The sequence below is a fragment of the Saprospiraceae bacterium genome, from assembly GCA_016716185.1.
In the GTDB taxonomy this organism is placed as follows: domain Bacteria; phylum Bacteroidota; class Bacteroidia; order Chitinophagales; family Saprospiraceae; genus Vicinibacter.
Genome location: JADJWV010000002.1, coordinates 1956026 through 1979518 on the forward strand (window position 1 = coordinate 1956026; position 23493 = coordinate 1979518).

22 protein-coding genes are annotated in these 23493 nt (G+C 38.5%); 7 read left to right on the top strand and 15 right to left on the bottom strand.

Annotated elements, in window-relative coordinates:
* Positions 1–23: 23 nt before the first annotated feature.
* Positions 24–191 carry a hypothetical protein gene (locus tag IPM34_09570; protein MBK8955793.1) on the top strand — a complete coding sequence of 56 codons (168 nt, stop codon included), beginning with the start codon at positions 24–26 and terminating at the stop codon, positions 189–191.
* 133 nt (positions 192–324) lie between these two features.
* Here IPM34_09570 and IPM34_09575 read toward each other — a convergent pair whose 3' ends face one another.
* The 12 genes from IPM34_09575 to erm form a co-directional block, all read right to left on the bottom strand.
* Positions 325–1698 (bottom strand): hypothetical protein, encoded by a 1374-nt coding sequence (locus tag IPM34_09575; GenBank protein ID MBK8955794.1) that lies wholly within the window; start codon positions 1696–1698, stop codon positions 325–327.
* 62 nt (positions 1699–1760) lie between these two features.
* Positions 1761–3095 carry a TIR domain-containing protein gene (locus IPM34_09580; GenBank protein MBK8955795.1) on the bottom strand — a complete coding sequence of 445 codons (1335 nt, stop codon included), beginning with the start codon at positions 3093–3095 and terminating at the stop codon, positions 1761–1763.
* 31 nt (positions 3096–3126) lie between these two features.
* Positions 3127–3942 (bottom strand): glycosyltransferase family 2 protein, encoded by an 816-nt coding sequence (locus tag IPM34_09585; GenBank protein MBK8955796.1) that lies wholly within the window; start codon positions 3940–3942, stop codon positions 3127–3129.
* A 5-nt stretch (positions 3943–3947) separates the two neighbouring features.
* A complete protein-coding gene (locus tag IPM34_09590) occupies positions 3948–4640 on the bottom strand; it encodes a hypothetical protein (protein MBK8955797.1) in 693 nt (230 codons plus the stop codon).
* Positions 4641–4654: 14 nt separating this feature from the next.
* The gene (locus IPM34_09595) at positions 4655–5368 is read right to left on the bottom strand and encodes an HAD-IA family hydrolase (GenBank protein MBK8955798.1); all 714 of its coding nucleotides are present in this window, start codon (positions 5366–5368) and stop codon (positions 4655–4657) included.
* Between the two features lie 42 nt (positions 5369–5410).
* Entirely contained in the window at positions 5411–6319 is a 909-nt protein-coding gene (locus tag IPM34_09600) for a phytanoyl-CoA dioxygenase family protein (protein MBK8955799.1), read from the bottom strand.
* A 35-nt stretch (positions 6320–6354) separates the two neighbouring features.
* Positions 6355–7119 carry a hypothetical protein gene (locus IPM34_09605; protein MBK8955800.1) on the bottom strand — a complete coding sequence of 255 codons (765 nt, stop codon included), beginning with the start codon at positions 7117–7119 and terminating at the stop codon, positions 6355–6357.
* 16 nt (positions 7120–7135) lie between these two features.
* Positions 7136–8365, bottom strand: coding sequence for an aminotransferase class III-fold pyridoxal phosphate-dependent enzyme (locus IPM34_09610; protein ID MBK8955801.1), 1230 nt, complete (start codon positions 8363–8365; stop codon positions 7136–7138).
* Between the two features lie 36 nt (positions 8366–8401).
* Positions 8402–9475 (bottom strand): inositol-3-phosphate synthase, encoded by a 1074-nt coding sequence (locus IPM34_09615; GenBank protein ID MBK8955802.1) that lies wholly within the window; start codon positions 9473–9475, stop codon positions 8402–8404.
* Positions 9476–9510: 35 nt separating this feature from the next.
* Positions 9511–10551, bottom strand: a complete 1041-nt coding sequence (locus IPM34_09620; GenBank protein MBK8955803.1) for a Gfo/Idh/MocA family oxidoreductase — start codon at positions 10549–10551, stop codon at positions 9511–9513.
* Entirely contained in the window at positions 10548–11468 is a 921-nt protein-coding gene (locus IPM34_09625) for a hypothetical protein (protein MBK8955804.1), read from the bottom strand. The genes IPM34_09620 and IPM34_09625 overlap by 4 nt, the downstream gene beginning before the upstream one ends.
* Positions 11469–11473: 5 nt before the next feature.
* On the bottom strand, positions 11474–12397 hold the full coding sequence (gene erm / locus IPM34_09630) for a 23S ribosomal RNA methyltransferase Erm (GenBank protein MBK8955805.1): 924 nt from the start codon (positions 12395–12397) through the stop codon (positions 11474–11476).
* An 835-nt stretch (positions 12398–13232) separates the two neighbouring features.
* Between erm and IPM34_09635 the strand changes: the two genes are divergently transcribed.
* The gene (locus IPM34_09635; GenBank protein ID MBK8955806.1) at positions 13233–16079 is read left to right on the top strand and encodes a leucine--tRNA ligase; all 2847 of its coding nucleotides are present in this window, start codon (positions 13233–13235) and stop codon (positions 16077–16079) included.
* A gap of 122 nt (positions 16080–16201) precedes the next feature.
* Here the strand turns inward: IPM34_09635 and IPM34_09640 are convergent, their stop codons facing one another.
* Complete coding sequence (locus IPM34_09640) at positions 16202–17092, bottom strand: 3-hydroxybutyryl-CoA dehydrogenase (GenBank protein MBK8955807.1); 891 nt, start codon at positions 17090–17092, stop codon at positions 16202–16204.
* 94 nt (positions 17093–17186) lie between these two features.
* Here IPM34_09640 and IPM34_09645 point away from each other — a divergent pair, with 94 nt between their 5' ends.
* Positions 17187–18029 carry a hypothetical protein gene (locus tag IPM34_09645; GenBank protein ID MBK8955808.1) on the top strand — a complete coding sequence of 281 codons (843 nt, stop codon included), beginning with the start codon at positions 17187–17189 and terminating at the stop codon, positions 18027–18029.
* Positions 18016–18996: a 6-phosphofructokinase gene (pfkA, locus tag IPM34_09650; GenBank protein MBK8955809.1), complete on the top strand. Its 981-nt coding sequence runs from the start codon at positions 18016–18018 to the stop codon at positions 18994–18996. Before IPM34_09645 ends, pfkA begins: the two co-directional genes overlap by 14 nt.
* A gap of 11 nt (positions 18997–19007) precedes the next feature.
* On the opposite strand, the gene IPM34_09655 is transcribed toward pfkA, so the two are convergent.
* Positions 19008–19583 (bottom strand): aminodeoxychorismate/anthranilate synthase component II, encoded by a 576-nt coding sequence (locus IPM34_09655; GenBank protein MBK8955810.1) that lies wholly within the window; start codon positions 19581–19583, stop codon positions 19008–19010.
* Positions 19584–19673: 90 nt separating this feature from the next.
* On the opposite strand from IPM34_09655, the gene IPM34_09660 reads away from it, so the two are divergent.
* From IPM34_09660 to IPM34_09670, 3 genes are read left to right on the top strand one after another with little or no spacing between them, the layout of a single operon-like run.
* Positions 19674–20609 (top strand): aminodeoxychorismate synthase component I, encoded by a 936-nt coding sequence (locus tag IPM34_09660; protein MBK8955811.1) that lies wholly within the window; start codon positions 19674–19676, stop codon positions 20607–20609.
* Positions 20593–21219 (top strand): aminotransferase class IV, encoded by a 627-nt coding sequence (locus tag IPM34_09665; GenBank protein MBK8955812.1) that lies wholly within the window; start codon positions 20593–20595, stop codon positions 21217–21219. The genes IPM34_09660 and IPM34_09665 overlap by 17 nt, the downstream gene beginning before the upstream one ends.
* Positions 21209–21868: a YggS family pyridoxal phosphate-dependent enzyme gene (locus IPM34_09670; GenBank protein ID MBK8955813.1), complete on the top strand. Its 660-nt coding sequence runs from the start codon at positions 21209–21211 to the stop codon at positions 21866–21868. The genes IPM34_09665 and IPM34_09670 overlap by 11 nt, the downstream gene beginning before the upstream one ends.
* On the opposite strand, the gene IPM34_09675 is transcribed toward IPM34_09670, so the two are convergent.
* A complete protein-coding gene (locus IPM34_09675) occupies positions 21862–23493 on the bottom strand; it encodes a hypothetical protein (protein MBK8955814.1) in 1632 nt (543 codons plus the stop codon). The genes IPM34_09670 and IPM34_09675 overlap by 7 nt on opposite strands.

The window sequence follows — 23493 nt, forward strand, 5'->3', positions numbered from 1 at the left end:
TAACAAATTAAACATTAACAATCATGGCACAAAAAAGAAACACAGCAAAAACGGCAAAGGCTGATTTTACTCATTCAGAAGATCCAATTCCAACGGTTCTTAGTCAAATTGAAAACGAATTACTTTTTAGCAATGCTGAGAATATTATAAGTAGTGCTGAAGCACAACTTTTAGTGCTGAAGTTATTATGAGCAATTCTGAAAGCCAAATTGAACATTTGGTCGGTGTAATTAGTTCGGCTGAAGACGTGGTCTCAAGACTTTCAAGTCCATCTAAACCAAAAGATAGAGTTAGTAAAGGCAAATGAATGAGACAGGATGTTATCTAAACCTTCAAATGGGCTGTTAACTCCCCTAAATACTTTTGGAGTCGTTTAAGAACTGTTTTCTTTGAAATTCTCCGAGCCCTGAAATCCTTTACCAAACCGTAACAGAAAGAATCAATTTTAGTTCTGTCTTCTCCAAGATTATGTCCAAAAATTGATCCCGTACCACAAATAGGGTCGAACGGAATCTTTAGTTTTGGATCAGGCAAAACAAAATCTTCATGATTTGGCCAAATGGAGCCTCCCCAACGTAGTAAACAATCTGAAACTAACATGAGAATAGGATTATCAAAGTTTTCCATTACATGATAAGATTGAAAGTCCACTAGAGTTGCATATAATGGATTCAGGCTGTTTTCACGAGTTTGTTGAATGTTTATTCCTTCAAAGTAGAGGGGTGCCATATCATCAATAAAGTGACTGACTTTTTCTATTTCTTTTAATTGTTCTTCATTGAAGAAATCGATAGGTTGTGAACCATAAAGAATTTTCAATCTGCCGTTTTCTTTCCAAATTTTGATGGTAGTATTAGTATTAGAAGAAGTAACACCATATTTTCTGAGAAGTAATTCTATTTCCAATTGTACATGTTGGCCAGTTGACCCATAAGCATAAAGGCCGCCTGAGTCTTTTGGCCTTCTGTGAGCTCGCCTTGCAATTAGGCTTGCAGGTTTGTCACGAAAATCATTCTTTTCAGTGTTATGCCCTTTTTCATCAAAACCTAAGTCAAGTATCCCATAAATAGGTATTGTGCTGATACTGCTATTGCTATGGATAAATATTTTTTGAAGCAACTCTTGCATGATCAACTCAAAAATTGCGAACTCCAAAGAGTTTATTCCATTACCGTGGGAATCGTTAATAGGCTTTTTATTTGGTGCAACACCTATACCTTTTACATCAATCAATCTGTTTTCATACACTTGTTGTGAAGTGTTTTTTTTTAACACACTGTCATTTTCTTCTATTGAAAGTACCAAAGCCCTGCCATACCCTGGTGGTCGATAGGCATTTACTTTCGAATCACCAATTTGAATTTTGGTATTGACATTGGTTTGAAAGGCTTGTTGTGTTGAAATGAAAGAAGTATTGTGTATTAACCAATCATCCTGTATTTGTTCAATTGCTTTCCTTTTTGTCAACCCTTTTAGACTATTTAAGTATGGATATTCAATTTCTAATGCATTATCAGTTAATTGCGGGAAATCGTGCTGTAATAGTTTATAATTTATGTAGATAACTTTTGATCCTTCCACTCGTAAGACAGTTTCGGATATAATACCAGCTTGTTCCAATTCGTCTATCGACTTTAATAAAGGGCCAGAGGTAAAGTGATTTCCAAAACCGTCACCAATATTTATATTTCTATTCACACTCAAAATTGTTTTTGTCCAATTTGATTTACTGAACCGTTAATTGAATAAGTTTCATGCTTTCACTTACCAATTACATCAATGTCCCAAACTATCAATTCAGTATCATCAGAACCCGAAACTACTCTTTTGCCGTCCGCTGAAATAGCAACACCATAAACATCTCCTGTGTGCCCTTTAAGAGTTGTTATGCAATGCCCTTTCTCGAAATCCCATACTTTTACTGTTTGGTCGGCAGAACCCGAAACTGCTATTTTACCGTTCGCTGAAATAGCAATACATAATACTGAATTTGTATGACCGGCAAATTGAGTTATGCAGTTGCCTGTTTCTGCATCCCATACTTTCACTAATCTATCGCCATGGGCAGAAACTATTTTTTTTTCATCCTCTGATAATGTAATACCATATACGGCACCTCCATTTCCATTAAGAACATTTATACACTTTTCAGTTTCTAAATCCCAAATTCGGATAGTTTGATCACCCGAACCGGAAATAGCCATTTTCCCATTTTTAGTTAAACAGACGCTAACAACAAACTCTGTATGCCCAATTAAAGTTGACAAAACTTTTCCTCTATCAATGTCCCAAAATCTTACTTTACCGTCATGACTACCCGAAATCATTTTTTTACCGTCAGGGGTTACCGAAACACACCAGATTCCCGCTTTCTGCCCTTTGACTTTAAAAGTAGTCAAGCACTTTTCAGTAGTAGTATCCCACACCTTTACAGATTGGTCTCTCGAACCCGAAACAACAATCTTCCCATCTCCTGATAATGCAGCTGACCAAACACCGTCACTATGCCCATGTAGTATTGCAAGGCATTTCTCATTTTCAATATCCCAAACTTTAACTGTTTTATCACGAGAAGCCGAAACAACTTTATTACTATCAGGTGTCATTGAAATGCCAAGTATTGTTCTTGCATGAGCTTTTATTGTTTTGCCTCGGGGATTAGTTATTTCTTCATTTAAGATATTTTTTGAAGCACAAGTTCCACATGCGGCTAGTAACTTAAAATACTGCTCAGGTGTACCATTACGCCAATCAATGTATGCAAATTGCCTGATTGTAGTTTTAATTTCACTGTCATCTAATCGTAATGGAATGAATCTCCTTTGTTGGTTTGTCGGATCATTAAAAAGTATGGTTTGGCTTTCAAATGTTACCCAATCTGAATCCGAAGAATTACCGGACATAGCCAAAATAAGGACTCTTGATTGCTCTAAACCCTTGTTGATTTTCAGACCAATCATATCGCCTGGTTTTATTTCCCATTCATCAAACCATACTCTCAAACCATCAGATTTTAATAGTTCAGCTAATTTTCGAACAGTAGCCTTATCCTTCGAACTATGGCTAATAAATACATCGTATATGAAATTATTCATGGTAAAAAATCCACTTAGCAATTTAAATAGTTCAATTGGTTACTTCTTTCCATTCCACAGAATAGCTATTTACTTTTTTATTGTTATTAAGAAAATCAATATTTGAATATCCCCCTAAATAATATTTTACAGAGGGAACATTATTGCAGCAAATTTTCACTTTGGAACTTATCAAACTTATTAGCAGTTTATCGTCCTCGCAAACAATGTTCAACCAATCAGCATGTGTAAAATCTTGTGAAATTTTATTTTTTACGAGAACCTCTCTTTTAATAAGCCAAACATTTGTATCAACCATATTCACTCCTGAACCTGATTGACTTATTTGGTCATGAATAATGTTGCTCCCTTTCTCGATGATACCACACTCTGAAAGTAGCAAAAATTGCTCTTTAGCCTGTTGCGAATTTCTTGCCCAAGGATATTCTTCTTCCATAAAACAATAAGGTTTCCCATCTGAATAAAAGAGTTGTCTGTGACAATGAACTGCCTCCACACTATTTAACACTGCACACCGCACCAATTCTGCAAAGTGAAAAGATTCAAATTCGTTGTCATCATCTAAAAAAGCAATCCAAACTGTGTTAGCGTATTCAACCGCTGCATTTCGTAAATATGCTGAATGAGAAGGACCACTTATGTCTTCCGCCTTCCTTTTTATGTTTCTCCAAGAAATTGTATGGTCACCTGAATATTCATTCTCTAAAAAAATTATAGTTTCAGAACAATCATCAACAAATACTAAGGTTTTTATTGTACCTGAGAAACATTGGGATTTAATCGAATCAATTGCTCTTTTAAGCAACTCGCTTCTTTTCCTAGTAATTATAATAACTGTTAACTCCATTGTTTTTACTTTAAGTTTTTCTTTTTTAAAGCAGCTTCCATAAAAGGATTTGTACTTGGAACATTCAACCAATCAAGGATAAAGTTTGATGCACTTTCAACAGTATGCTTCGAAATATCTATTTCAAGAGTTTTTAATCGGGATTGCTTAATCAGTTCTCGCATTAATTCCTGCTCATCTATAAATTTTTGTAAATTATCATAATTGGCAGGGGATTCAGAATATGTAAGTCTTTCTTGTCTCGCTTCTTCAAAAGTTTCAACTGGTCGAGTGCAAAAAATTATTTGAAAATTTAATGCTGCAAGCCTTTCTTCTAACCAGTCAAACGAATAATCTTTATTAGCATTAGTCAATTGAAACGCACGAGTAGAAATATGGAAACGGTCTAAAACCCAAATCCAGTGCCTCTGCAACTCAATTAGTTTCATCCAAGTGCGATATGTTTCCATTGCATATTCTTCTTCATGTGGCTGAAATGTGATTATGCTGTTTCTCTGTGAAATCGGTTTTGATTCATGTGTGTCAAGTATTTCCCATTCAGCAGAAACTAATGGTAAGTGATACCTATGAATACGACCTTTCACAATTCGTGGACTTTCTGCAATCGCAAAAGATATATCAGTCTTATGCGTTAAATGGGTTCCTTCTAAAATAATTTTCGGTAAATATGCTTCCTCTGGAATATTAATTTCTTGCATTTTATTTTATCTGTTTATCTAAATATCAATTCTAATTCCTTTTCAAAATCTCTTAATGATTCAAATTCTAAAACATGGTTTGGCATTCCACAAGTTGGATTGTCAAATCTTATCCATACAGGAAATAATTCACACCTCATAGCACCGACAACATCGTTAACCCAATTATCACCAATGAAAATGGCTTTAGAAGGATTTACACTGAGCTTTGAACAAATATCATTAAATATTTTGGAGTTCGGTTTTCTTGCACCTACTTCTGCTGATACAGAAATGGCATCGAATAAAGGCAAACCAGTTTGTTCTAAATAAGGTTGAATTGGAAAATCCCAGTTAGAACACAGACCAATTTTTTTATTATGCTTTCGTAATAATTGAATTACAGAATTTGCACCGAAAACCGCTTTTTTTGTAGCCGTTTTTTCTACCTCAAGCAAACAGTTATATACTTCATCTATTCTATCGATGGGTACGCCACTCTGCTTGATTAATTGAATGATATTATTTTTTCTCCAATCTTGGTAAGAAGGAGTTGAATTATAACTTGGAGTGAGGCATCCGTCAAAGCCATCTGCTTCCCACATTTCCTGCATAGCAAGATAACAATCAAATCCAAGGTTTCTTAGTGTTTCCCACATTTGTGGGGGCTCATAATCAATTTCAACCAATGTACCATAAAAGTCAAAAATGTATGCTTCGGCTGAAAGGAGACGTTTTTTTATTTGCATAAAACTTAATTGACTCAAAAGTTAAAAATGGAGTTTCTGTAGTTATTCTATTGGTACGATTGGAAAATGTACCCCCTCAATTTTATCCCCCGGTTTTAGGCCTACTTCATCATATGGAAAACGTTCGTTGCCAAGCCATATAGTTCCCTCGGCTACATACCTAAGTACATATACACAACGAGGTTTTGAAGTTAAATTGGGTAATGAACCATGCCATAACATTGCATGATGTATTCCACACTCCCCAGGTTCAAGATTTCCATAGTCCACAACTTCAAGTCCTTCTAAAGTAGGATTCTGAGAAATTTCAACTGCGTTAGGTCTGTCTTTTTGCATTATTGATTTATCATCACCAAATCCAACTGGTAATGTTTCTTCATTTCTTTTATGTGAACCCGGTACTACCTGCATAGTTCCATTCTCTGTTGTTACAGCATCAAGAGCAATGAAGATTGTTGTTGCTGTTGGAGTTGCAAGTGGCCAATACGGAAAGTCCTGATGCCAAGGAATTGATTTGGCAAAGGGATTTTTTATTATCACATTATCTTCCATAAGGTGTACTTTCTTACCCTCAAGTAGCTGACTTGCTATTAAAGCAATAGACGGATTCTTAGCAACTGTCTCAAAACGTTTGTCTCGTTTCCATAGGTTAAAAAGAAAGGGAAATGTTTTTGGTTTGCTATCAGTTCCCTCTCCATACTCAAAGGTTGTCTTACCAGATGAATCAATATTTCTCTTTATACGAATTGGGTCGGTAAGTTCATACTTTGGTGTCTCATCATGATCAAAGAGATATTCATCAATAGCCAAACGAAGTTCATTTGCTTTTTCTTCAGTTAAAATTCTGATAGGAACTAGAAATCCAAAATCCGTATATCTCTGAACTTCTTCTTCGGTCAATTTGCTTATGCAATTGCTTTTATTTCCGTTACTTTTATTTGTATGCTCCATTTGAAATTTATTTATATTAATGATTGTCTATGAATTTAATTTAACGTTCGTTTTGTAGCAATGAAACTATTTGTCCAAGGGCCTGTTCTTTGATACTCAATAAAAAACCAATCAGGTGTTTCCTTCTGCCATTCAAAAAAGGCTCTTTGTTCACCCAAATTTGGGTTACCTCTAAAACAGAACCAATCATCAAAAATGATTATTGTGCCATCGGTAAGTAATGGCGTAATGAAATTTAATGCTGTCTTAGTTGATAGATATAAATCGCAATCAATATGGACTACCGCAGCTTTCTTAATAGAATATCGTTCTATCGTTTCACTCACGCAAGTTTTTTCAAACAAACCCGCTACTACATTAACTTTTTCTATTTCTACTCCTGCCTTTTCTAAATTTTTTAGAAAATCTTTTTCGGAACAATAGTATTTTCCTTTAGTAAAATCTTTTCCATGCTTATCTATTCCTTCAAGGTTAGGAAGTCCTTCAAAAGAATCAAAAGCAAAAAATCTCATGTTACTCCACAATCTATTAAGTTCCTTTACATCTTCTTTTGTTCTCTCTCCATGAATTTTTTGAAACGGGCCAAAAGCATGTTTTAATGTATTAAAAGCTTCAATAAAGGAACCTCCTGAATAAACACCAAACTCAAGGTAGTCGCCTTCTACTTTTTCAGCAGCGATTAGATTGGCAGTCTTAAACATTATCCCGTGCTCTAAAGAAAGAAAGTTAATTAACTTAAACCTTATTGCGGATTTTACGTTTTTGAGAAGGCTCGTGATTTTATCAAAATACCTATTCATAGGATGCTTTGTGATTCTATATGTTTAGTAGTATAAATCCGTTATTACAAAGTTCAATCGTTTTCATAATATCATTCTTCGAATGAGCACCACATATATACCAGTGATGGTTAGGATGAAAATAAACGCCACTTTTAGCCATGAAAGAATAGAATTTTATTTTTGAGCTTTCTCGTTTTTGCAAATCTTCTTCTGTAAACTGGATAAATGGAAATGGTGCATATCCTAAAACATTTGCTTTGATGTGGTGTTCTTTTATTGATTTTTCGAGTTCGTTTAGAAATAACTGACCTACTGACCAAATGTGTTTTATGGTTGGTGTTTTTTGCAATGTTTTTATTGTTGTGATTGCCGCTTCCATTTCTGCACTGCTACAAAAATAAGTTGCTGTCATTTTAGTCTGTGATATATTCTTCAAGATGTCGGCACGACCTACAATAGTCGAAATTGAAAATCCATTTGACATAGCCTTGCTATATGTTGCTAAGTCTGCTGTTATATTGAAGTACTCTTGTGCACCACCTAATGCCATTCTAAAACCGGAACGCATTTCATCAAGTATAAAAAGTGCTCCATGCTTATGAGCCATTTCTTTAACCTCTTGAAGAAAACCATCTTTAGGTTTTTCTAATTCAAATGGCATCATAAATACACATGCAATATCATTTCCGTGCACCTTGAAAAGATAATGTAAAGAATCTAAATCATTGTAGGTAAATTCAAAAATGTCTTTTCTTACAGCAATAGGAACTCCAGTTGGTCTTGGCGTTGCCCAATCGTGCCAACCGTTATAACCCCATCTTACAATCTTATCTCTACCAGTGAATATTCTTGCTAATCTTATTGCACCACTTGCAGCATCTGAACCTGTTTTCATTAAATAAGCCATTTCAGCATTCGGAATTACTGAAATTAGCAACTCGATTAACTCTTTCTGTTGTGGTTTCCATAATGGAGAAACCATGTGTCCGGATTGAATTTCTTTACAAACAGCATTTACTACTTGTTCATCTGCATGCCCAAGTACAATTGTGCCATAACCTAACATATAGTCAATGTATCTATTTCCGTCAACATCCCACAAATAAGCACCTTTTGCATGACTAGCATAAAAAGGATAAGACCCTTTGATTGCACTGTAATTATTTCTTTTTGCATCATTTAATTCTGACCAAATCCAAGCATCAATGGATTCAGCATTTTGCAATAGAGCTTCAGTTTGAATAAGATTTTTGTTTTTTATCATTTGAAGAATTATGTCAATTAAAAATTGTTGTTTGTATTAAGAAAGTCTTTTAATAAAATCTTCTACTTTATCATGAGCTTCATTATCTGTAAATTGTTCCGGTGGTGATTTCATAAAATAAGACGATGGTTCAATTAAAGAGCCTCCAGTTTTTTTATTCATTGCCAGTTTCATACATCTAATGGCATCGATTACAATCCCTGCAGAATTCGGACTATCCCAAACCTCCAATTTTAACTCTACTTTCATCGGCACATTTCCAAATGCTTTTCCTTCAATGTAAATGTTACACCATTTACGGTCTGTTAGCCAAGGGATATAATCACTTGGGCCAACATGAATTTCATGTGCTGGAAGTTCATAGTTTAATTGACTTGTAACAGATTGGGTTTTTGACTTTTTCTTGGAAATTAATCTTTCTCTATCCAACATGTTGAAGAAATCCATATTACCGCCAAAGTTTAGTTGATATGTACGGTCTATGTGAATACCCCTTTCCATAAAAAGTCTTGTCAAGGTTCTATGTATTATGGTTGAGCCTAATTGACTTTTGATATCATCACCGATAATTGGAAGTCCTGCTTTTTCAAATTTTTGTAGCCACTGTTTATCAGACGCAATGAAAACAGGAATGCAATTAATAAAACCACAATTAGCATCAATTGCTTGTTGAGCATACCATAGTGTTGCTTTTTCAGAACCAACAGGTAAATAATTTATCAGAATGTCAGTTTTTGATTCTATCAATATTTTTGATACGTCAACTGGCTTCTCTTTGCTTTCTGTGATGACCTTATTTAATGAACTTCCAAGCCCATCCAAAGTTGGACCTCGAAGTACCTTAACTCCAAGATTAGGAACATCTGCAATTTTGATAGTGTCGTTTGGATATTCCCATATTGCTTGACTAAGGTCTTTACCAATCTTGGTAGCATTGACATCAAAAGCTGCGGAAAATTCAATATCACTAACTAGGTAATCTCCAATTCTATTATGCATTAAGCCAGTTATCTTCTCATTATCTTGAACACTTTTATAATATTCAATTCCTTGAACCAAAGAGTTTGAGCAGTTTCCTACCCCTATAATTGCAACACGTATTTTTGACATAGCGAACTTGTATAATTTTGTTTGTAAATATTTGACTAGGTTTTTATTTTCTTGGAAACATCGGACTTAACAGGAATAATCTCTCCTTGTTTTGCAGCAGATTCGTAAGCCATTTGAATTATCATTGTGGTATTAAAAGCTTCCTGAAAAAGATAATCTTGTCGCTCAGGATTTTCGATAAGGTCAAGAAAATCAACAAACATTTCACGAAACCAATTTTTGTGAGTGGGGTCGTCAAAGTCGGAATTAATGTCTATTGATTCAAAATCTCCATTTTTGCTAATACTTATTTTATCATTTTCAACAAAAAGATTTTGTTTGGAACCCATTATGGAATAATGAGTGTTACGAAAACTGCCTGCCCATGATAGTTCAATAAAAAATTTTACATCATTATTAAAATAGAGAGTTAGCATAGTAGTATCTTCTGTGCTTAAATAATTTTCTCCTTTGCATAGGTTTCCAGCAATACAAGAGACCGCAATAGGATTCTGTTCTATAAGAATACTTGACAGATAAATATTATGTGGGCCATGGTCAAGTAAAATTCCACCAGCGGCAATTTTAAGGTTTCGCCTCCAATCTTTATCCCATTCTGTAACACCTTGGGCATGTCCATTTCTAATCGTCCGAAAGTAACCATGCTTAATCTCGCCAAACTCTTCTGATTTCACTTGTTGTTTCATCCACTTTACAACAGGAGCAAATTTGTAATTATGTAAGGGATAGATATGTTTCCTTGAGGAATCAATTAGTGATAAAATTTCGGAGTAATTTTCTGTGTCTGTCAAAAATGGTTTCTCACATAACACATGGCATTTTTCTAAGAGCCCTGCTTTTATATAGAAAAAATGTGTGCTTGGGGGTGTGCATATATCAATGAAATCAATTTTTTGCTCTTTAAACATTTCTTCAATTGAAAAGTAACATTTAATATCAGGGTGCAGTTGCCTTGCATATTTAAAACGAGTTTCAGACGTATCCACAATAGCTTTAATTTGCAATTCGCTTACTGATTTGTATGCAAGCAGATGTGCTTGTGCAATGTTTCCAAATCCTATAATAGCTCCATTCATATTTTTGGTGAGAATTTAGAAATTAGTTTATCATGGAATTTTCCATTGGAAAGTAATGCTCCTTTGTTATTACATAATATGTTGCCCTTTGAAAAGTCTAAACTAGTCCCATCTACATCTGAAATTATTCCACCAGCATTTTGTAATAGTCTAACACCACCAACATGATCCCAAACTTTTAATGAAGTGTTTGCAAAATTCATACTGATAAGTACATCGGATTCACCTGTGGCTATAGAAATATAGCCTTTAAGAGTGCTGAATACATCATCTTCAACAAAATCCATTTTATAAATCTTTGATAACTCCGAATTGTTACAATATGGTTGGGCATTTGAAATCCACCTATTAGATACTTGCAATTCAGTTTCAATGTCTTTTAAGGAATCATAGCTATAAGATTTACCTTTTTGTGTGTAATAGTGAATTGCTCTATTAAGTGCGGGTGAGTAACTACTTAAAAAAGAAAAAACAGGAATCGAGTTTTCAAGTTCTCCAATTCCAATGACATATTGGTTTGACTTGACAAATTCTAAAGTCCCATCAATAGGGTCAATTACCCAAACCTTATTAGAGATGTTGTCTTGACCATAATCCAACCAACTAATAAATTCCTCCTGAGTAAGATGCTCATTTAATACCTGACTGACCTTAATAACTATTTGTGCTCTTTGTTCAGGAGTTGTAACTTTTAAAAATTCCTCACTAGTTTCTTCCGAAATAATTCTTTGTTTTGGTGAAATGCTACAAAGAGCTTTATTAATTATTACTTGTGTGCCGAAATCTGCTAGTGTAACAAATTCATAGGATTTATCAAGATACTCTAAATTCTCCATACGAAGAGTTTGACAAAGTTGATGTGCTTTATCCACTGCCTTTTTAAATGGCATGAGTGCAAAAGGAAAAGTGCCCTGCATATTTATCAAACTTTTCTTTTTTTTTGAGATTGAAGCTTTGCCTTGTCTTGATTTAACTTATCAAATGCCCCACGAACAATAAGCTTTGATTTAGCGGGGCTATGTTCAGAGAACGTTTTGTACACTTTGACCCAATCAAAGAATATTACTTTCTTTTTAAGGATATTTTCAGAAACGCCAAGTTGCTGAATAATAATTTTTGATTGAAGATTACTGAAAACACTTTTTAACGCCTCTTTAAGAGTTGCACCAGTTCTAGAAAAAATATATGTGATGAAATCCTTGAACTGTATTTCTTCTTGCTTGTTGAAAACAGGTTTCCTTCTTTTAGAAATTGAAATATAACCAATATCAACCCTAGGCTCAGGAGAAAAGTGTTTTCTGTCTATTTCTAATAGAAATCTTACTTCATAATGAATCTGTAAATAATGCGAAAGTAGTGGAGATTCAGCATAAGGTGCACCAACAAATTTATATGCAGCTTCTTTTTCTGTTATTATGTAGGCTGCTTGAAGTGATGAGTTTTCATCGGTAATTTTTCTAATTATATCAGCAGTGATGTTAAACGGAATATTCGCAACTATAGAATACTCTTCTTTTGGCAATGGGTATTTCAAGAAATCTGCGTTAACTAGTGAAATATTTTCAATGCCACTGTAATGTCTTTGCAAATCAGAATAGAGGTCTTTGTCAATTTCTACAGCAATTACCTTGTTGTATGGTTTAATGATAGCATCAGTTATTATTCCTTTGCCCGGCCCTATTTCAATAAGTAAATCAGTTCGTGAAAAGTCAACATGGCTAATTATTGTAGAAATCACACCTCTATTATTGATAAAGTTTTGAGACAAAGCGATGCTACGCCTTGGCTTCATTGCTTTGTCAGTTCTATTAAACTTAGAGTTATTTATGTTTTTTGGCTTGTCCATGTATTACAAAATTGCAAAATCAAAGTGGTATTTTAACGAATATTTCGATTTTAATCCGATTCCCTTTTTCAAAGCGTTGGCGATTGCACTCTTTTGACTTTGCCTTTGGGTTGGCTTTGTGCGGTGGCAGGCAAAGGCAAATGTGAGCAATGTGCGTTGGCAATAGAATTTTTTGTGCATGGGCATTTTTTAGTTTTTTTTCTGTGCGTCTGCCGTTAGAACGGTGTCAGTTGTTGTCCTAAATTGTCTGAAATGGTTGTTCAAAAGTCGTCCGTTTGAGGTTGCACGGTCGCCAATAGGGTTTCCGGTAACATCCAAATATCCGCAATATTGCATTAAACATCCTATCCACGCAATAAAAGCGAATATCCGCCCGACCTTCCTTACTCATTAACTCTCCTCCCCACCCCAAATGAAACGGAAAATATCTCCACAACTACCTAAGCTCTAAAAATGGCTTCGCCGTACCCAGTCCCATTTTGAATTGTGGCGGGTCAATCTGATGATCGCTATAACTTACCCATTTTGCTTTGCAGTTTGTGATCTGCCATCCAATAATCACGGTTGCAGACTTTAAATTAATCCGCAACCTGGCCTCAGGGCAAGTTTGGTTAAAACAAAAATAAAACAATTCACGAGGATAACAAAATGGGGTTTGAATATATTTTGATAGTTTGTCAGGCTGAACCGCTAAACTCTTTCATCCTGAGGTATTGATTGGGGTCCTTCCAAAACCAACAAAACCGGAAAACTGAAGCAGCCCCGGGTTAGTCCATCAACCAGGGCCCCACCCATTCCTCCCCAAATAATTCCTATTTTTGCGCAAATTTTAGAAATGGAATACCGTCCGTCGGAAGTGGAACATAAGTGGAAGGAAATTTGGAAGGCCAATGGACTTTACCAGATAAATATCTACCAACAAAAACCCAAGTACTATGTGCTCGATATGTTTCCCTACCCTTCCGGTGCCGGGCTGCACGTGGGTCACCCGCTTGGATATATTGCTTCCGATATTTTTGCCCGGAAAAAACGCATGGACGGATACCAGGTTTTGCATCCCATGGGCTTTGATGCATTCGGACTGCCTGCCGAACAATATGCCATACAAACCGGAGTGCATCCTGCCGTTTCAACCTACCAGAATATAGAACGTTATCGCCAACAGCTGTTTAATATCGGACTGTCCTTCGACTGGTCGAGGGAGGTCATCACCTGCGATCCGAAGTATTACAAATGGACGCAGTGGATCTTTCTCCAACTATTCAATCATTACTACGACAACAGGCTTCAAAAGGCCAAACCCATCAGCGATTTGATGGCCCGATTTGAAAGCGAGGGAAGCACAACTATCCAGGCGGCTTGCTCCGAAAATCCGGACTTCAGCGCCGAAGAATGGAAAAAGATGTCTGCAGCCAGAAAGGATGCCATTCTGATGAACTATCGATTGGCTTATCGCAAAATTGCCTACGTAAACTGGTGCGAGGCCCTGGGCACAGTCCTCGCCAATGACGAAATTAAAGATGGAGTCTCAGAGCGTGGCGGTCATCCCGTAGAAAAGAAACCCATGATGCAATGGGCTCTTCGCATCAGCGCTTATGCCGAGCGCTTGCTGCAGGATCTCGATACATTGGAATGGTCGGATGCCCTGAAAACCATGCAAAAAAACTGGATCGGCAAATCGAAGGGTTGTTCCATATTTTTTCAACTGGAAAACAACCACGCACGCATTGAGGTTTTCTCCACCCGGCCGGATACGATCTTCGGTGCAAGCTTCATTGCTCTGGCTCCTGAACATCCAATGGCTCAGGCACTCAGCTCGCCGGAAAAGCAACAAGAAGTATTGAGTTATATCAAAGCCAGCGCGGCCAAATCCGATCGCGAGCGTTCGTCAGAAACGAAAACAGTCAGCGGGGTATTTACAGGGAGTTTTGCTATTCACCCTTTTAACCAAAAGCCATTGCCAGTCTATATCACAGATTACGTCCTGGTCGATTACGGAACCGGTGCCATCATGGGTGTGCCGGCTCACGACAAACGGGACCAGTTGTTTGCGCAGAAATTTGAATTGCCCATCGTTCAGGTTGTCGATTTCGGCGACCGGGCTGATGCCGATATCGAAGACAAATCAGGAACTCTTGTGAATTCCGATTTCTTAAATGGACTCGATGTCCCTCAAGCCATCGAATCGGCTATTTCAAAACTCGAATCCCTTCACGCGGGCAGCGGTAAAGTTTTGTATAAAATGCGCGATGCCAACTTCAGCCGTCAGCGTTATTGGGGCGAACCCATTCCGGTTTCCTACGACCAGGATGGTTGCAGCTTCGCTGCTAAATCCGAAGACCTGCCTTTGATGTTGCCTTCGATGGAATCCATCGAACCAGGCATCGGAGGAAAGTCCCCTCTATCGCGCGCGCACGACTGGATCAAAAACGGCGAATTTGAAAGGGAAACCGATACCATGCCGGGATATGCGGGTTCTTCCTGGTATTTTCTCAGGTACATGGATCCAAACAACGACTCGGCTTTTGCATCCAAAGAAGCGCTCGACTATTGGAAAGATGTGGATCTCTACATTGGCGGCACAGAACATGCGGTTGGGCATTTGATGTACTCCCGTTTCTGGCATAAGTTTTTATACGACCTGAACTATGTGCCCACCACAGAACCGTTCAAAAAACTGGTAAACCAGGGGATGATCCAGGGTGTCATCGAATCGGTTTATTTGCTTAAATCCAAAAATCAGGATCAGCCGGCAAAATTTATTTCCGCAAATCTGGCAGATGGTTTTCCCATTGAGGAATTGGCAAAAATTCCCGTACACATCGATTTCATCAGCCAATACAATACTGCCAATTCGCATCTCGATAAAAACGGTATCCTGCAATTTGTAAAATGGCGACCGGAGTTCCAATCCGCTGTATTTAAAAATGAAACGGAAAGCGGTACGGCCCAATCACTCAGCGAAAATTTTAAATTAAAAACGGTATCCGAAACGGGTAAAATGTCAAAGCGCTATCACAATGTCGTGAACCCCGATGATGTGATCCGCGAATACGGCGCCGACTGTTTCAGAATGTACGAAATGTTTCTCGGCCCTATCGAACAATCCAAACCCTGGGATACCAAAGGGATTGATGGCGTTTCGAAATTTTTACGAAAATATCATTCGATGTTTTACAACCCGGAAGGTGCCGTAGTACTGGATGCAGCTCCTCCATCAAAAGAAGCACTGTCCATTTTACACAGCTGCATTAAAAAAGTAAATACCGATATCGAACAGCTCAGTCTGAATACCTGCATCAGTGCCTTTATGATTTGCGTCAACGAACTTCGCAGAATCAATTGTACGAATAAAGATTTGCTTTTGCAGTTGACACAACTCATGGCTCCCTTCGCACCTTTCATCACCGAAGAGATTTGGTCTCAATTCAACGGCTCCGGTTCGATCCACGAGAGTCCGTACCCAAAGCACAACGAAGATTATCTCCAAAAAGATACCGTAAATTATCCGGTCAGCATCAATGGTAAAAAAAGAATGGAATGGGAAATTTCCAAAACGCATACTGTGGATGAAATCAAAGCCATGGTTGTTGAACTTCCGGAAATCAAAAAATGGATTGAATCGGGTCCAATTAAAAATATCATTGTGGTGCCGGGGAGGATGGTCAATATTGTGATGTGATTGGCCTCACCCCTAACCCCTCTCCACTACGTGGAGAGGGGAATAAGAAATAAAATTTTTTTAAACCGAAATCGCTCCCTTCTCCACTGGCGTGGAGAAGGGCTGGGGATGAGGCCAAACCCTTACGAAAACTGCTGCGCCACCTTCATCGCTCCCTTCGTTTCCCCCTGATAATTGTAAAATCCTTCGCCTGATTTAACTCCCAGTTTTCCTGCGGTGACCATATTGACCAGCAGCGGACATGGTGCATATTTTGGATTGCCGAATCCATCGTGTAATACTCTCAATATTGCGAGACACACATCCAATCCTATGAAATCCGCAAGTTGCAGCGGGCCCATGGGATGTGCCATTCCGAGCTTCATGACCGCATCGATCTCTTCCACTCCCGCAACATCTTCGTATAGCGTATAAAAAGCTTCGTTCAGCATCGTCATCAAAATGCGGTTGGATACAAAACCGGGATAATCGTTGACCTCGACGGGAATCTTTTGAAGAGATTTCGTAATGTCGACAATTTTGGCAAGGGTTTCGTGGGAAGTGTTGTAGCCTTTGATGATCTCGACCAGCTTCATAACCGGAACGGGATTCATAAAGTGCATTCCAATTACACGGGAAGGATCAGCAACAACCGATGCAATTTTTGTTATGGAGATGGAAGAAGTATTTGAAGCCAGTATGGCTTCTGCAGGAGCGGCCTTAGAAATATCTGCAAATATTTTCAACTTGAGATCGATGTTTTCTGTTGCTGCTTCCACCACCAGATTAGCTTTTGACACCGCATTGCTGATGTCTGTCTGTGTAGTTAACCTGTTTAAGATCGACTCCTTTTTCTCCTCGGGAAGAATTCCTTTCTGGATCATTCTGTCCAGATTTTTAGATATCGTTGCAAGAGCTTTTTGCAGAGCGGTTTCAGAAATATCGGCGAGGACCACGGTATATCCATATTGTGCAAAAACATGAGCAATACCATTTCCCATAGTTCCTGCACCAATGACTGTAATGTTATTCATAAAAATATTGATTAAGCGCGCAAAGGTAAACTCAGATGTGTAAATCCGTGCAAGAATATTCTCCTAAAAAATTTCCATATATTGCCATCCAAACATGGTACTGATATCGGATTCGGGTTCTACTAAAACAGATTGGGCTTGCCTTTCTGATGCAACCACACAATATTTTTCTACTCCCGGAATGAATCCGGTCACTCAAAGTCCGATAAAGCTGCAGGAGATCATTTCTCTGGTAAAGGACAACTGTGACACAGCTCCAGCAAAACTAATTCATTACGGTGCTGGCTGCAGGGATTTAAAGGCCCGTGCAAACCTAATCCATCTCTATAAAGAATCCTTTCGCGACTGCGATGTCCGTGTAGAAACTGATCTTTTAGGAGCAGCCCGTTCCCTGTGTGAAGGAAAACCCGGGTTGGTTTGTATTTTGGGCACCGGATCCAACGCAGCCGCATCCGATGGTCATCAACTGCTCCGGAATTTTCCTTCCCTGGGTTATATTTTAGGCGATTATGGCAGCGCAAGTCATCTTGCTAAAAAGCTACTGCAGGCTTATTACACAAATTCACTTCCAAACGAGGTCGCGAAGAGTATTCAACGGCAAGTGCCGTTACTCGACGATGCATTCATTTATAAATTCTATACGGAACCCGACCAGGTCAGCAAATTATCTCAAGTGGCTTCTGTCGTCGTAAAAAATAAAAATGAACCGGCTATTCAAAAATTGATTCAAACAGCTTTTTTCGAGTTCATTGATCTACAGCTGTTGCCTCTTTCTTCCGACAAATCATTTCCGGTTCACTTTACCGGGAGCATCGCCTTTTATTTATTCGATGTGTTAAAATCGTGTTTAGAGCTAAGAGGCTTCACTCCCGGAAATTGTATTCGCAAACCTATTGAAGGCTTAGTCCGTTATCATCATACATATGAACTCAATTAAACGAATTGGCGTATTTACCTCCGGCGGGGACGCCCCCGGCATGAATGCCGCAATAAGGGCCATTACCCGAAGTGCAAGTTTTTTTGATTTGCATGTCTATGGCATTATGAGAGGCTATGAAGGAATGATCGATGGAGACTTTAAAAGACTCGAACCTTCAGATGTTGCGAATATCATTCAACGGGGTGGCACCATTCTCAAAACAGCCCGGAGTAAAAGATTCCTGGAGCCTTCGGGCAGAGAATCCGCGTATAAAAATCTGGTCGCAAATGATATCGATGCACTTATAGCGATAGGAGGAAACGGGACCTTCGCGGGTGCCGACATTTTTTACAAGGAACACGGTATTCCTGTCATCGGATTACCCGGCACGATCGATAACGATCTTTACGGAACAGATTATACCATAGGTTTTGACACCGCCATCAATACGGCAATTTCTGCGGTGGACAAAATCAGGGATACCGCCGATGCCCACAACCGGTTGTTTCTCATCGAAGTCATGGGCAGACATTCGGGTTACATCGGGCTTTACACCGCTCTGGCCTCCGGCGCTTCCGCAATGGTTATTCCCGAAACCCATCCAACGCTGGATCAATTGGTGGCCGATCTCGAAAATTCCTTGCGGAGAAAGAAATTGTTTGGTCTGGTCATCGTAGCCGAAGGCAACAATATTGGTTCGACCCATTCCATTGCGGAACAACTGGCCCAACGCATCAAGGATTACGAAATTAAAATCACCATCATCGGACATATCCAGCGGGGAGGCTCGCCCAGTGCAAACGACAGAATTCTCGCCAGCAGACTTGGACATGCCGCAGTAGAAGCCCTTTTGAAAGGAAAACACGGTTGCATGGCAGGATTGCTCAACGACAAAATCACTTTTACACCCTTCGATATTTCTATTCAGAAAGCAAATGAACCCGATCGCGAATTGTTTAAACTGGCCGAAATTTTAGGCCTTTAAACGAACAAGGTTTACAGTTTCTTAAGCCAATTTTTAATCATTACGGGGCCGAACCCGGTTAGAAAAGATTCCGGGTGAAACTGAAAACCTTCAATGGGAAATTGCACATGGCGAACCCCCATTAGAATGCCCTGTTCTGATACGCATGTGGCCATTAGTTCTTTTGGTAATGTTCCTCTTTCGACAGCCCAACTGTGGTACAATCCCACATCAAAACATTCGGGTACTTCATGGAATAAATCGGAAGCATTGGGTATTTGAATCACTTTATGGATCTTCCCGTGCTGCACTTCCGCCTGCCGGTACAGGCGACCTCCGTAAGCTTGAGCAATGGCCTGCATTCCCAGACAAATTCCAAGCATTGGAACATCTTGAGAAGATTCTATTATTTGCATCATCAAAGGAAAATCGGTTGGAACTCCCGGCCCTGGCGACAACACTACTCCCTGAACCTCAGATATATTCACATTCCGGTTCTGTTTTCCACCAACCACAATTGGATTGACATGAAGGTCTTCAAGCAATTGGACCAGGTTAAAAGTGAATGAATCTTTGTTGTCGACTAATAGTACTTTTGGAGATGCCATGTGCCTAAAAGCTGCTAACTTTCTGCGAAATTAGAAAAATAGAGAAAGGCGGTGTCTGAATTTATTGAATTCACAGAGGTCAGGGAGAAGATGGATGATTATTATCAAAGGAGAATACCTTTCCTGTTCGTCATCGATTATCAAAAAACCCAGGGACTATGTCTGCCTTTATCGGAAATCAATCCCGAAGAAATTCAATACTCCTTTGGCCAATCAAAACAGTCATCAAAATCAAGTACCAAGCTCGCGATCGAAGTCCATCCGGAATCATATGAATCCTATCGGGACAAGTTCAATTGTGTAAAAGAACAACTCAAGCTGGGAAATACCTATCTCTGCAATCTAACGCAACCCAGCAAAATAAAAATCAATTGGGGCTTACAAGAAATTTACGAGCACAGCCACGCATCTTACAAATTATATCTGAAAGACCGCTTCGTTATTTTTTCTCCTGAAACTTTTGTCAACATCGAAGATGGAAAGATCTCAACGTATCCGATGAAAGGAACTGCAGATGCTGAAAAAGAGGGCAGTTACGAATTTTTACAAACAGATCTCAAAGAAAATGCCGAACACAATACCATCGTCGATCTGCTGAGGAATGATCTGAGCATCGTTGCAAACCGGGTTCAAGTGAAAAAGTTGAAATACATCGAGAAAATAAAAACCCACAAAGGCGAACTCTGGCAAATGAGCAGTGAAATTACCGGCATACTTAGAGAAAGTCATGTCAGGCATCCCGGAAAGATTTTTGATGATCTGCTTCCCGCAGGTTCAATTAGTGGAGCGCCTAAGGCGAAAACACTTCAGATCATCGAAGAAGTTGAAAAATACAAAAGAGGCTATTATACTGGTGTCTTTGGCTTATTCGATGGTTCGACCCTAAAAAGTGCCGTCATGATCAGATTCATTGAAAAAAGCGGAGACCAATTTATCTATAAAAGCGGAGGCGGGATCACTGCACTTTCAGATCCGCAATTGGAATATCAAGAACTCCTGGATAAAATTTATGTACCGGTTTTTTGAATCCATAGCAATCGTTGGTGGTGTGGCCAGAAATTTGCCATTACACCAGGAAAGGGTTGAAAAAACCTACAGACAATTCTATAAAGTCAGGTTTCCAGTTGAGCTTTCAAGTCTTATTCAACAATCCGGTGAACAATTTTCTGCAGAAGTAAAATATAAATTCAAATTTAGTTACTCTCAGAACAAGTTCTCTCTTTCATTCGAACTCTATGAGACAAAAGCGCACGCTCATTTTAAGCTGATACCCTCCAAAATAAATTATCCCCATAAACTCACCAACCGGATCAAAATTCTACAACTAAAAAAAGACATTGCAGATCAGGACGAAATCATCATCATCAGATCAAATAGATTAACCGATACGAGTTACTCCAATCTGGTTTTTTCGGATGGTCGAAGTTGGTTTACTCCAAAACAACCTCTACTCAAAGGAATCATGCGTACCCATCTGCTGAATCAAAATAAAATCACAGAGGAAGATCTTTGCCTGAATGATTTACATAAATTTGTCCGGTTCAAATGCATCAATGCATTAAACGGATTAGAAGAAGGGCCTGTGTACGGAATCGAAAAGATCCTGCATCCAAATATGATTCAAAATGGTAAATGAGAAAAAATACATAGAGGTCCTGAACTTAAGCATAAAGTACAAAGCTGATTTGTTGGTAGTCACCAAAAACCAAAGCACTTCAGACATTCTTAAACTATACGAATTGGGCCATCGGCTTTTTGGCGAAAATAAAGTCCAAATGTTATTAGACCGACGCCAATCGTTGCCGGAAGATATCACATGGCACATGATCGGTCATTTGCAAAAAAATAAGATCAGGTATATTATCGACTGGATCAGCTGTATTCAATCGATAGATTCCTGGTCGCTTGCAGAAGCACTCAATCAACATGCCCGGGAAGCCAACAGAATCTTGCCCGTTTTTCTGGAAATAAAAATCGCAAAGGAATACACCAAATATGGTTTTAACCGACTTGCCTTAATGGAGGACTTAAAATCTTTTCCAGCCCATCCTTTTCCTAACCTACATCTGGCCGGTTGCATGGGTATGGCCAGCTTTACAGACAACAAACTGCAAATTCAAAGCGAATTTGCAGATTTAAAAAACTGTTTCGATGAAATAAAAATGCTATTCGATTGTTGCTCGAAAATGCAAACACTCTCCATGGGCATGTCAGGTGATTATCAAATCGCATTGGATTCAGGATCCAATATGATCAGAGTCGGATCTCTTTTATTCTCTCAATAGGAAACTGCAAATTTTGAGATATGCCGAAGTCCATTTTCTGTATGCGCCCTCAAAAAGTAGATCCCTGCTGGAAGCGGAACTTTAACTTCAACAGGACCATCAGAATGATCTGTCATATTGAAAATGCTTTTTCCCGAATAATCTATCAATTGGAGATCTTTCAAGGGTTGATCCTTATGAATCGTTAATGTTTGCACATCAGGTCTGTAAAACGTTTCGATTCGATTGACTGCATAATCATCCTGATTGGTAGTTTCGCAGATCTCCTTGCTGAGCATTTTTATATCCTGAGCCAACGCGGAGAAATCAGATAGACGCAGTTCGAGATTTTTAGCAGAGAGCGTCAGATCAGTTATTCGCATGGTGTCTTTCGCAACGGTAGAAGTCAGATTTGAACCACAGAGATGCGTTAAAGAACTGGGATTTTCGATAACGAGAACTCCATGATCTGATTTATTATTTGATTTTACTGCAGACCATATTTTATCATTTGCGCGGTCGTAGCATGCGGTAGAACTGGTTTCTGTATTTTCATTGTGAATACCTTTTTCAAAATATTTTACAGCTTCGACAATTGCGTTAGAAGAATTGACGCGTACCATGGTATATCCGTTGTACACAGATCCCAAAGGCGATTGCCCGCCAAAATAAAAGAAATTACCATCGATCATCGAAAATTCTGCTTTGATGGGTACCGTATAATTCCGCCAGGTTCGCAAAGCATAATTCACATCAAACATGGTCACGAGCAATTGTCCTGGTTCTGAGCCGCCGATCACAGCCTGAGAAAATAAATGCACATTGGTGCCTCTGGTTTTGACATAAGTCCAACCATATCTATTGCTAAAGGTTAAATTCGGAGCCAACAGCTCCACTTTTTTTAACAAACCGGGATCTCCATTTGTATTCACCTGCATCAGCATCATCCTGTCAAAATTATCTCCCGAAGATTTGATTGTTCCTGCAATTGCAATATTTCCATTGGGGTCAAAAGTCAAGTGTGTCGGCGCTTCAGAATGAATTGGTGCCACGACATTGTACGTTTTTGCCCAGGGAATTCCATTCCCATTGTAATTAAATAAGACCACTTTTTGGTGCCTGGCTGACAAATAATCAATTTCTGTCGATGCAAGCAAGTAAAACTGATCTGCTTCAGAAATCACATCTTTCAAATTCAATCTTAAATCCGGATCATTTGGAAGATCGATCACTTTAAATGAACTTAATTGCTGAAGTCTGTAATTGTATTTTGCAACAAATGGATAAGTCTCCCCACTGGCATTTTCAAACATGCCAAACAAGTACATTTCATAATCACCATCTCCAAAAAGTTTGACCAACTCCAGTTTTCCCTCGGGGATCGTAAAAAAGATGCTGCTTTTAATTTCCAACGGATTTAAAAACTGACTTACCAAAATTCCTGCTTTTCCATTTTTTTCATCGACAGCATTCATGCCCAGATATTTATTTGCCGGAGTTGCAGATAAATTTCCAACGGAATACATGGATACGGCTTTGGTAATTTTATAATCTGAATCTTCTGCATACATATTTACATATGATTGCGCATAAAATTCATTCCATGCCAATATGAGCAACAAGAAGAAAATGTAAAATCTAATCAT

What these genes read in the sequence shown, in the direction of transcription:
- IPM34_09570 (MBK8955793.1), top strand. Translation starts at nt 24, where the DNA reads ATGGCACAAAAAAGAAACACAGCAAAAACGGCAAAGGCTGATTTTACT.
- IPM34_09580 (MBK8955795.1), bottom strand. Translation starts at nt 3,095, where the DNA reads ATGAATAATTTCATATACGATGTATTTATTAGCCATAGTTCGAAGGAT.
- IPM34_09585 (MBK8955796.1), bottom strand. Translation starts at nt 3,942, where the DNA reads ATGGAGTTAACAGTTATTATAATTACTAGGAAAAGAAGCGAGTTGCTT.
- IPM34_09590 (MBK8955797.1), bottom strand. Translation starts at nt 4,640, where the DNA reads ATGCAAGAAATTAATATTCCAGAGGAAGCATATTTACCGAAAATTATT.
- IPM34_09595 (MBK8955798.1), bottom strand. Translation starts at nt 5,368, where the DNA reads ATGCAAATAAAAAAACGTCTCCTTTCAGCCGAAGCATACATTTTTGAC.
- IPM34_09600 (MBK8955799.1), bottom strand. Translation starts at nt 6,319, where the DNA reads ATGGAGCATACAAATAAAAGTAACGGAAATAAAAGCAATTGCATAAGC.
- IPM34_09605 (MBK8955800.1), bottom strand. Translation starts at nt 7,119, where the DNA reads ATGAATAGGTATTTTGATAAAATCACGAGCCTTCTCAAAAACGTAAAA.
- IPM34_09610 (MBK8955801.1), bottom strand. Translation starts at nt 8,365, where the DNA reads ATGATAAAAAACAAAAATCTTATTCAAACTGAAGCTCTATTGCAAAAT.
- IPM34_09615 (MBK8955802.1), bottom strand. Translation starts at nt 9,475, where the DNA reads ATGTCAAAAATACGTGTTGCAATTATAGGGGTAGGAAACTGCTCAAAC.
- IPM34_09620 (MBK8955803.1), bottom strand. Translation starts at nt 10,551, where the DNA reads ATGAATGGAGCTATTATAGGATTTGGAAACATTGCACAAGCACATCTG.
- IPM34_09625 (MBK8955804.1), bottom strand. Translation starts at nt 11,468, where the DNA reads ATGCAGGGCACTTTTCCTTTTGCACTCATGCCATTTAAAAAGGCAGTG.
- erm (MBK8955805.1), bottom strand. Translation starts at nt 12,397, where the DNA reads ATGGACAAGCCAAAAAACATAAATAACTCTAAGTTTAATAGAACTGAC.
- IPM34_09635 (MBK8955806.1), top strand. Translation starts at nt 13,233, where the DNA reads ATGGAATACCGTCCGTCGGAAGTGGAACATAAGTGGAAGGAAATTTGG.
- IPM34_09640 (MBK8955807.1), bottom strand. Translation starts at nt 17,092, where the DNA reads ATGAATAACATTACAGTCATTGGTGCAGGAACTATGGGAAATGGTATT.
- IPM34_09645 (MBK8955808.1), top strand. Translation starts at nt 17,187, where the DNA reads ATGGTACTGATATCGGATTCGGGTTCTACTAAAACAGATTGGGCTTGC.
- pfkA (MBK8955809.1), top strand. Translation starts at nt 18,016, where the DNA reads ATGAACTCAATTAAACGAATTGGCGTATTTACCTCCGGCGGGGACGCC.
- IPM34_09655 (MBK8955810.1), bottom strand. Translation starts at nt 19,583, where the DNA reads ATGGCATCTCCAAAAGTACTATTAGTCGACAACAAAGATTCATTCACT.
- IPM34_09660 (MBK8955811.1), top strand. Translation starts at nt 19,674, where the DNA reads ATGGATGATTATTATCAAAGGAGAATACCTTTCCTGTTCGTCATCGAT.
- IPM34_09665 (MBK8955812.1), top strand. Translation starts at nt 20,593, where the DNA reads ATGTACCGGTTTTTTGAATCCATAGCAATCGTTGGTGGTGTGGCCAGA.
- IPM34_09670 (MBK8955813.1), top strand. Translation starts at nt 21,209, where the DNA reads ATGGTAAATGAGAAAAAATACATAGAGGTCCTGAACTTAAGCATAAAG.
- IPM34_09675 (MBK8955814.1), bottom strand. Translation starts at nt 23,493, where the DNA reads ATGATTAGATTTTACATTTTCTTCTTGTTGCTCATATTGGCATGGAAT.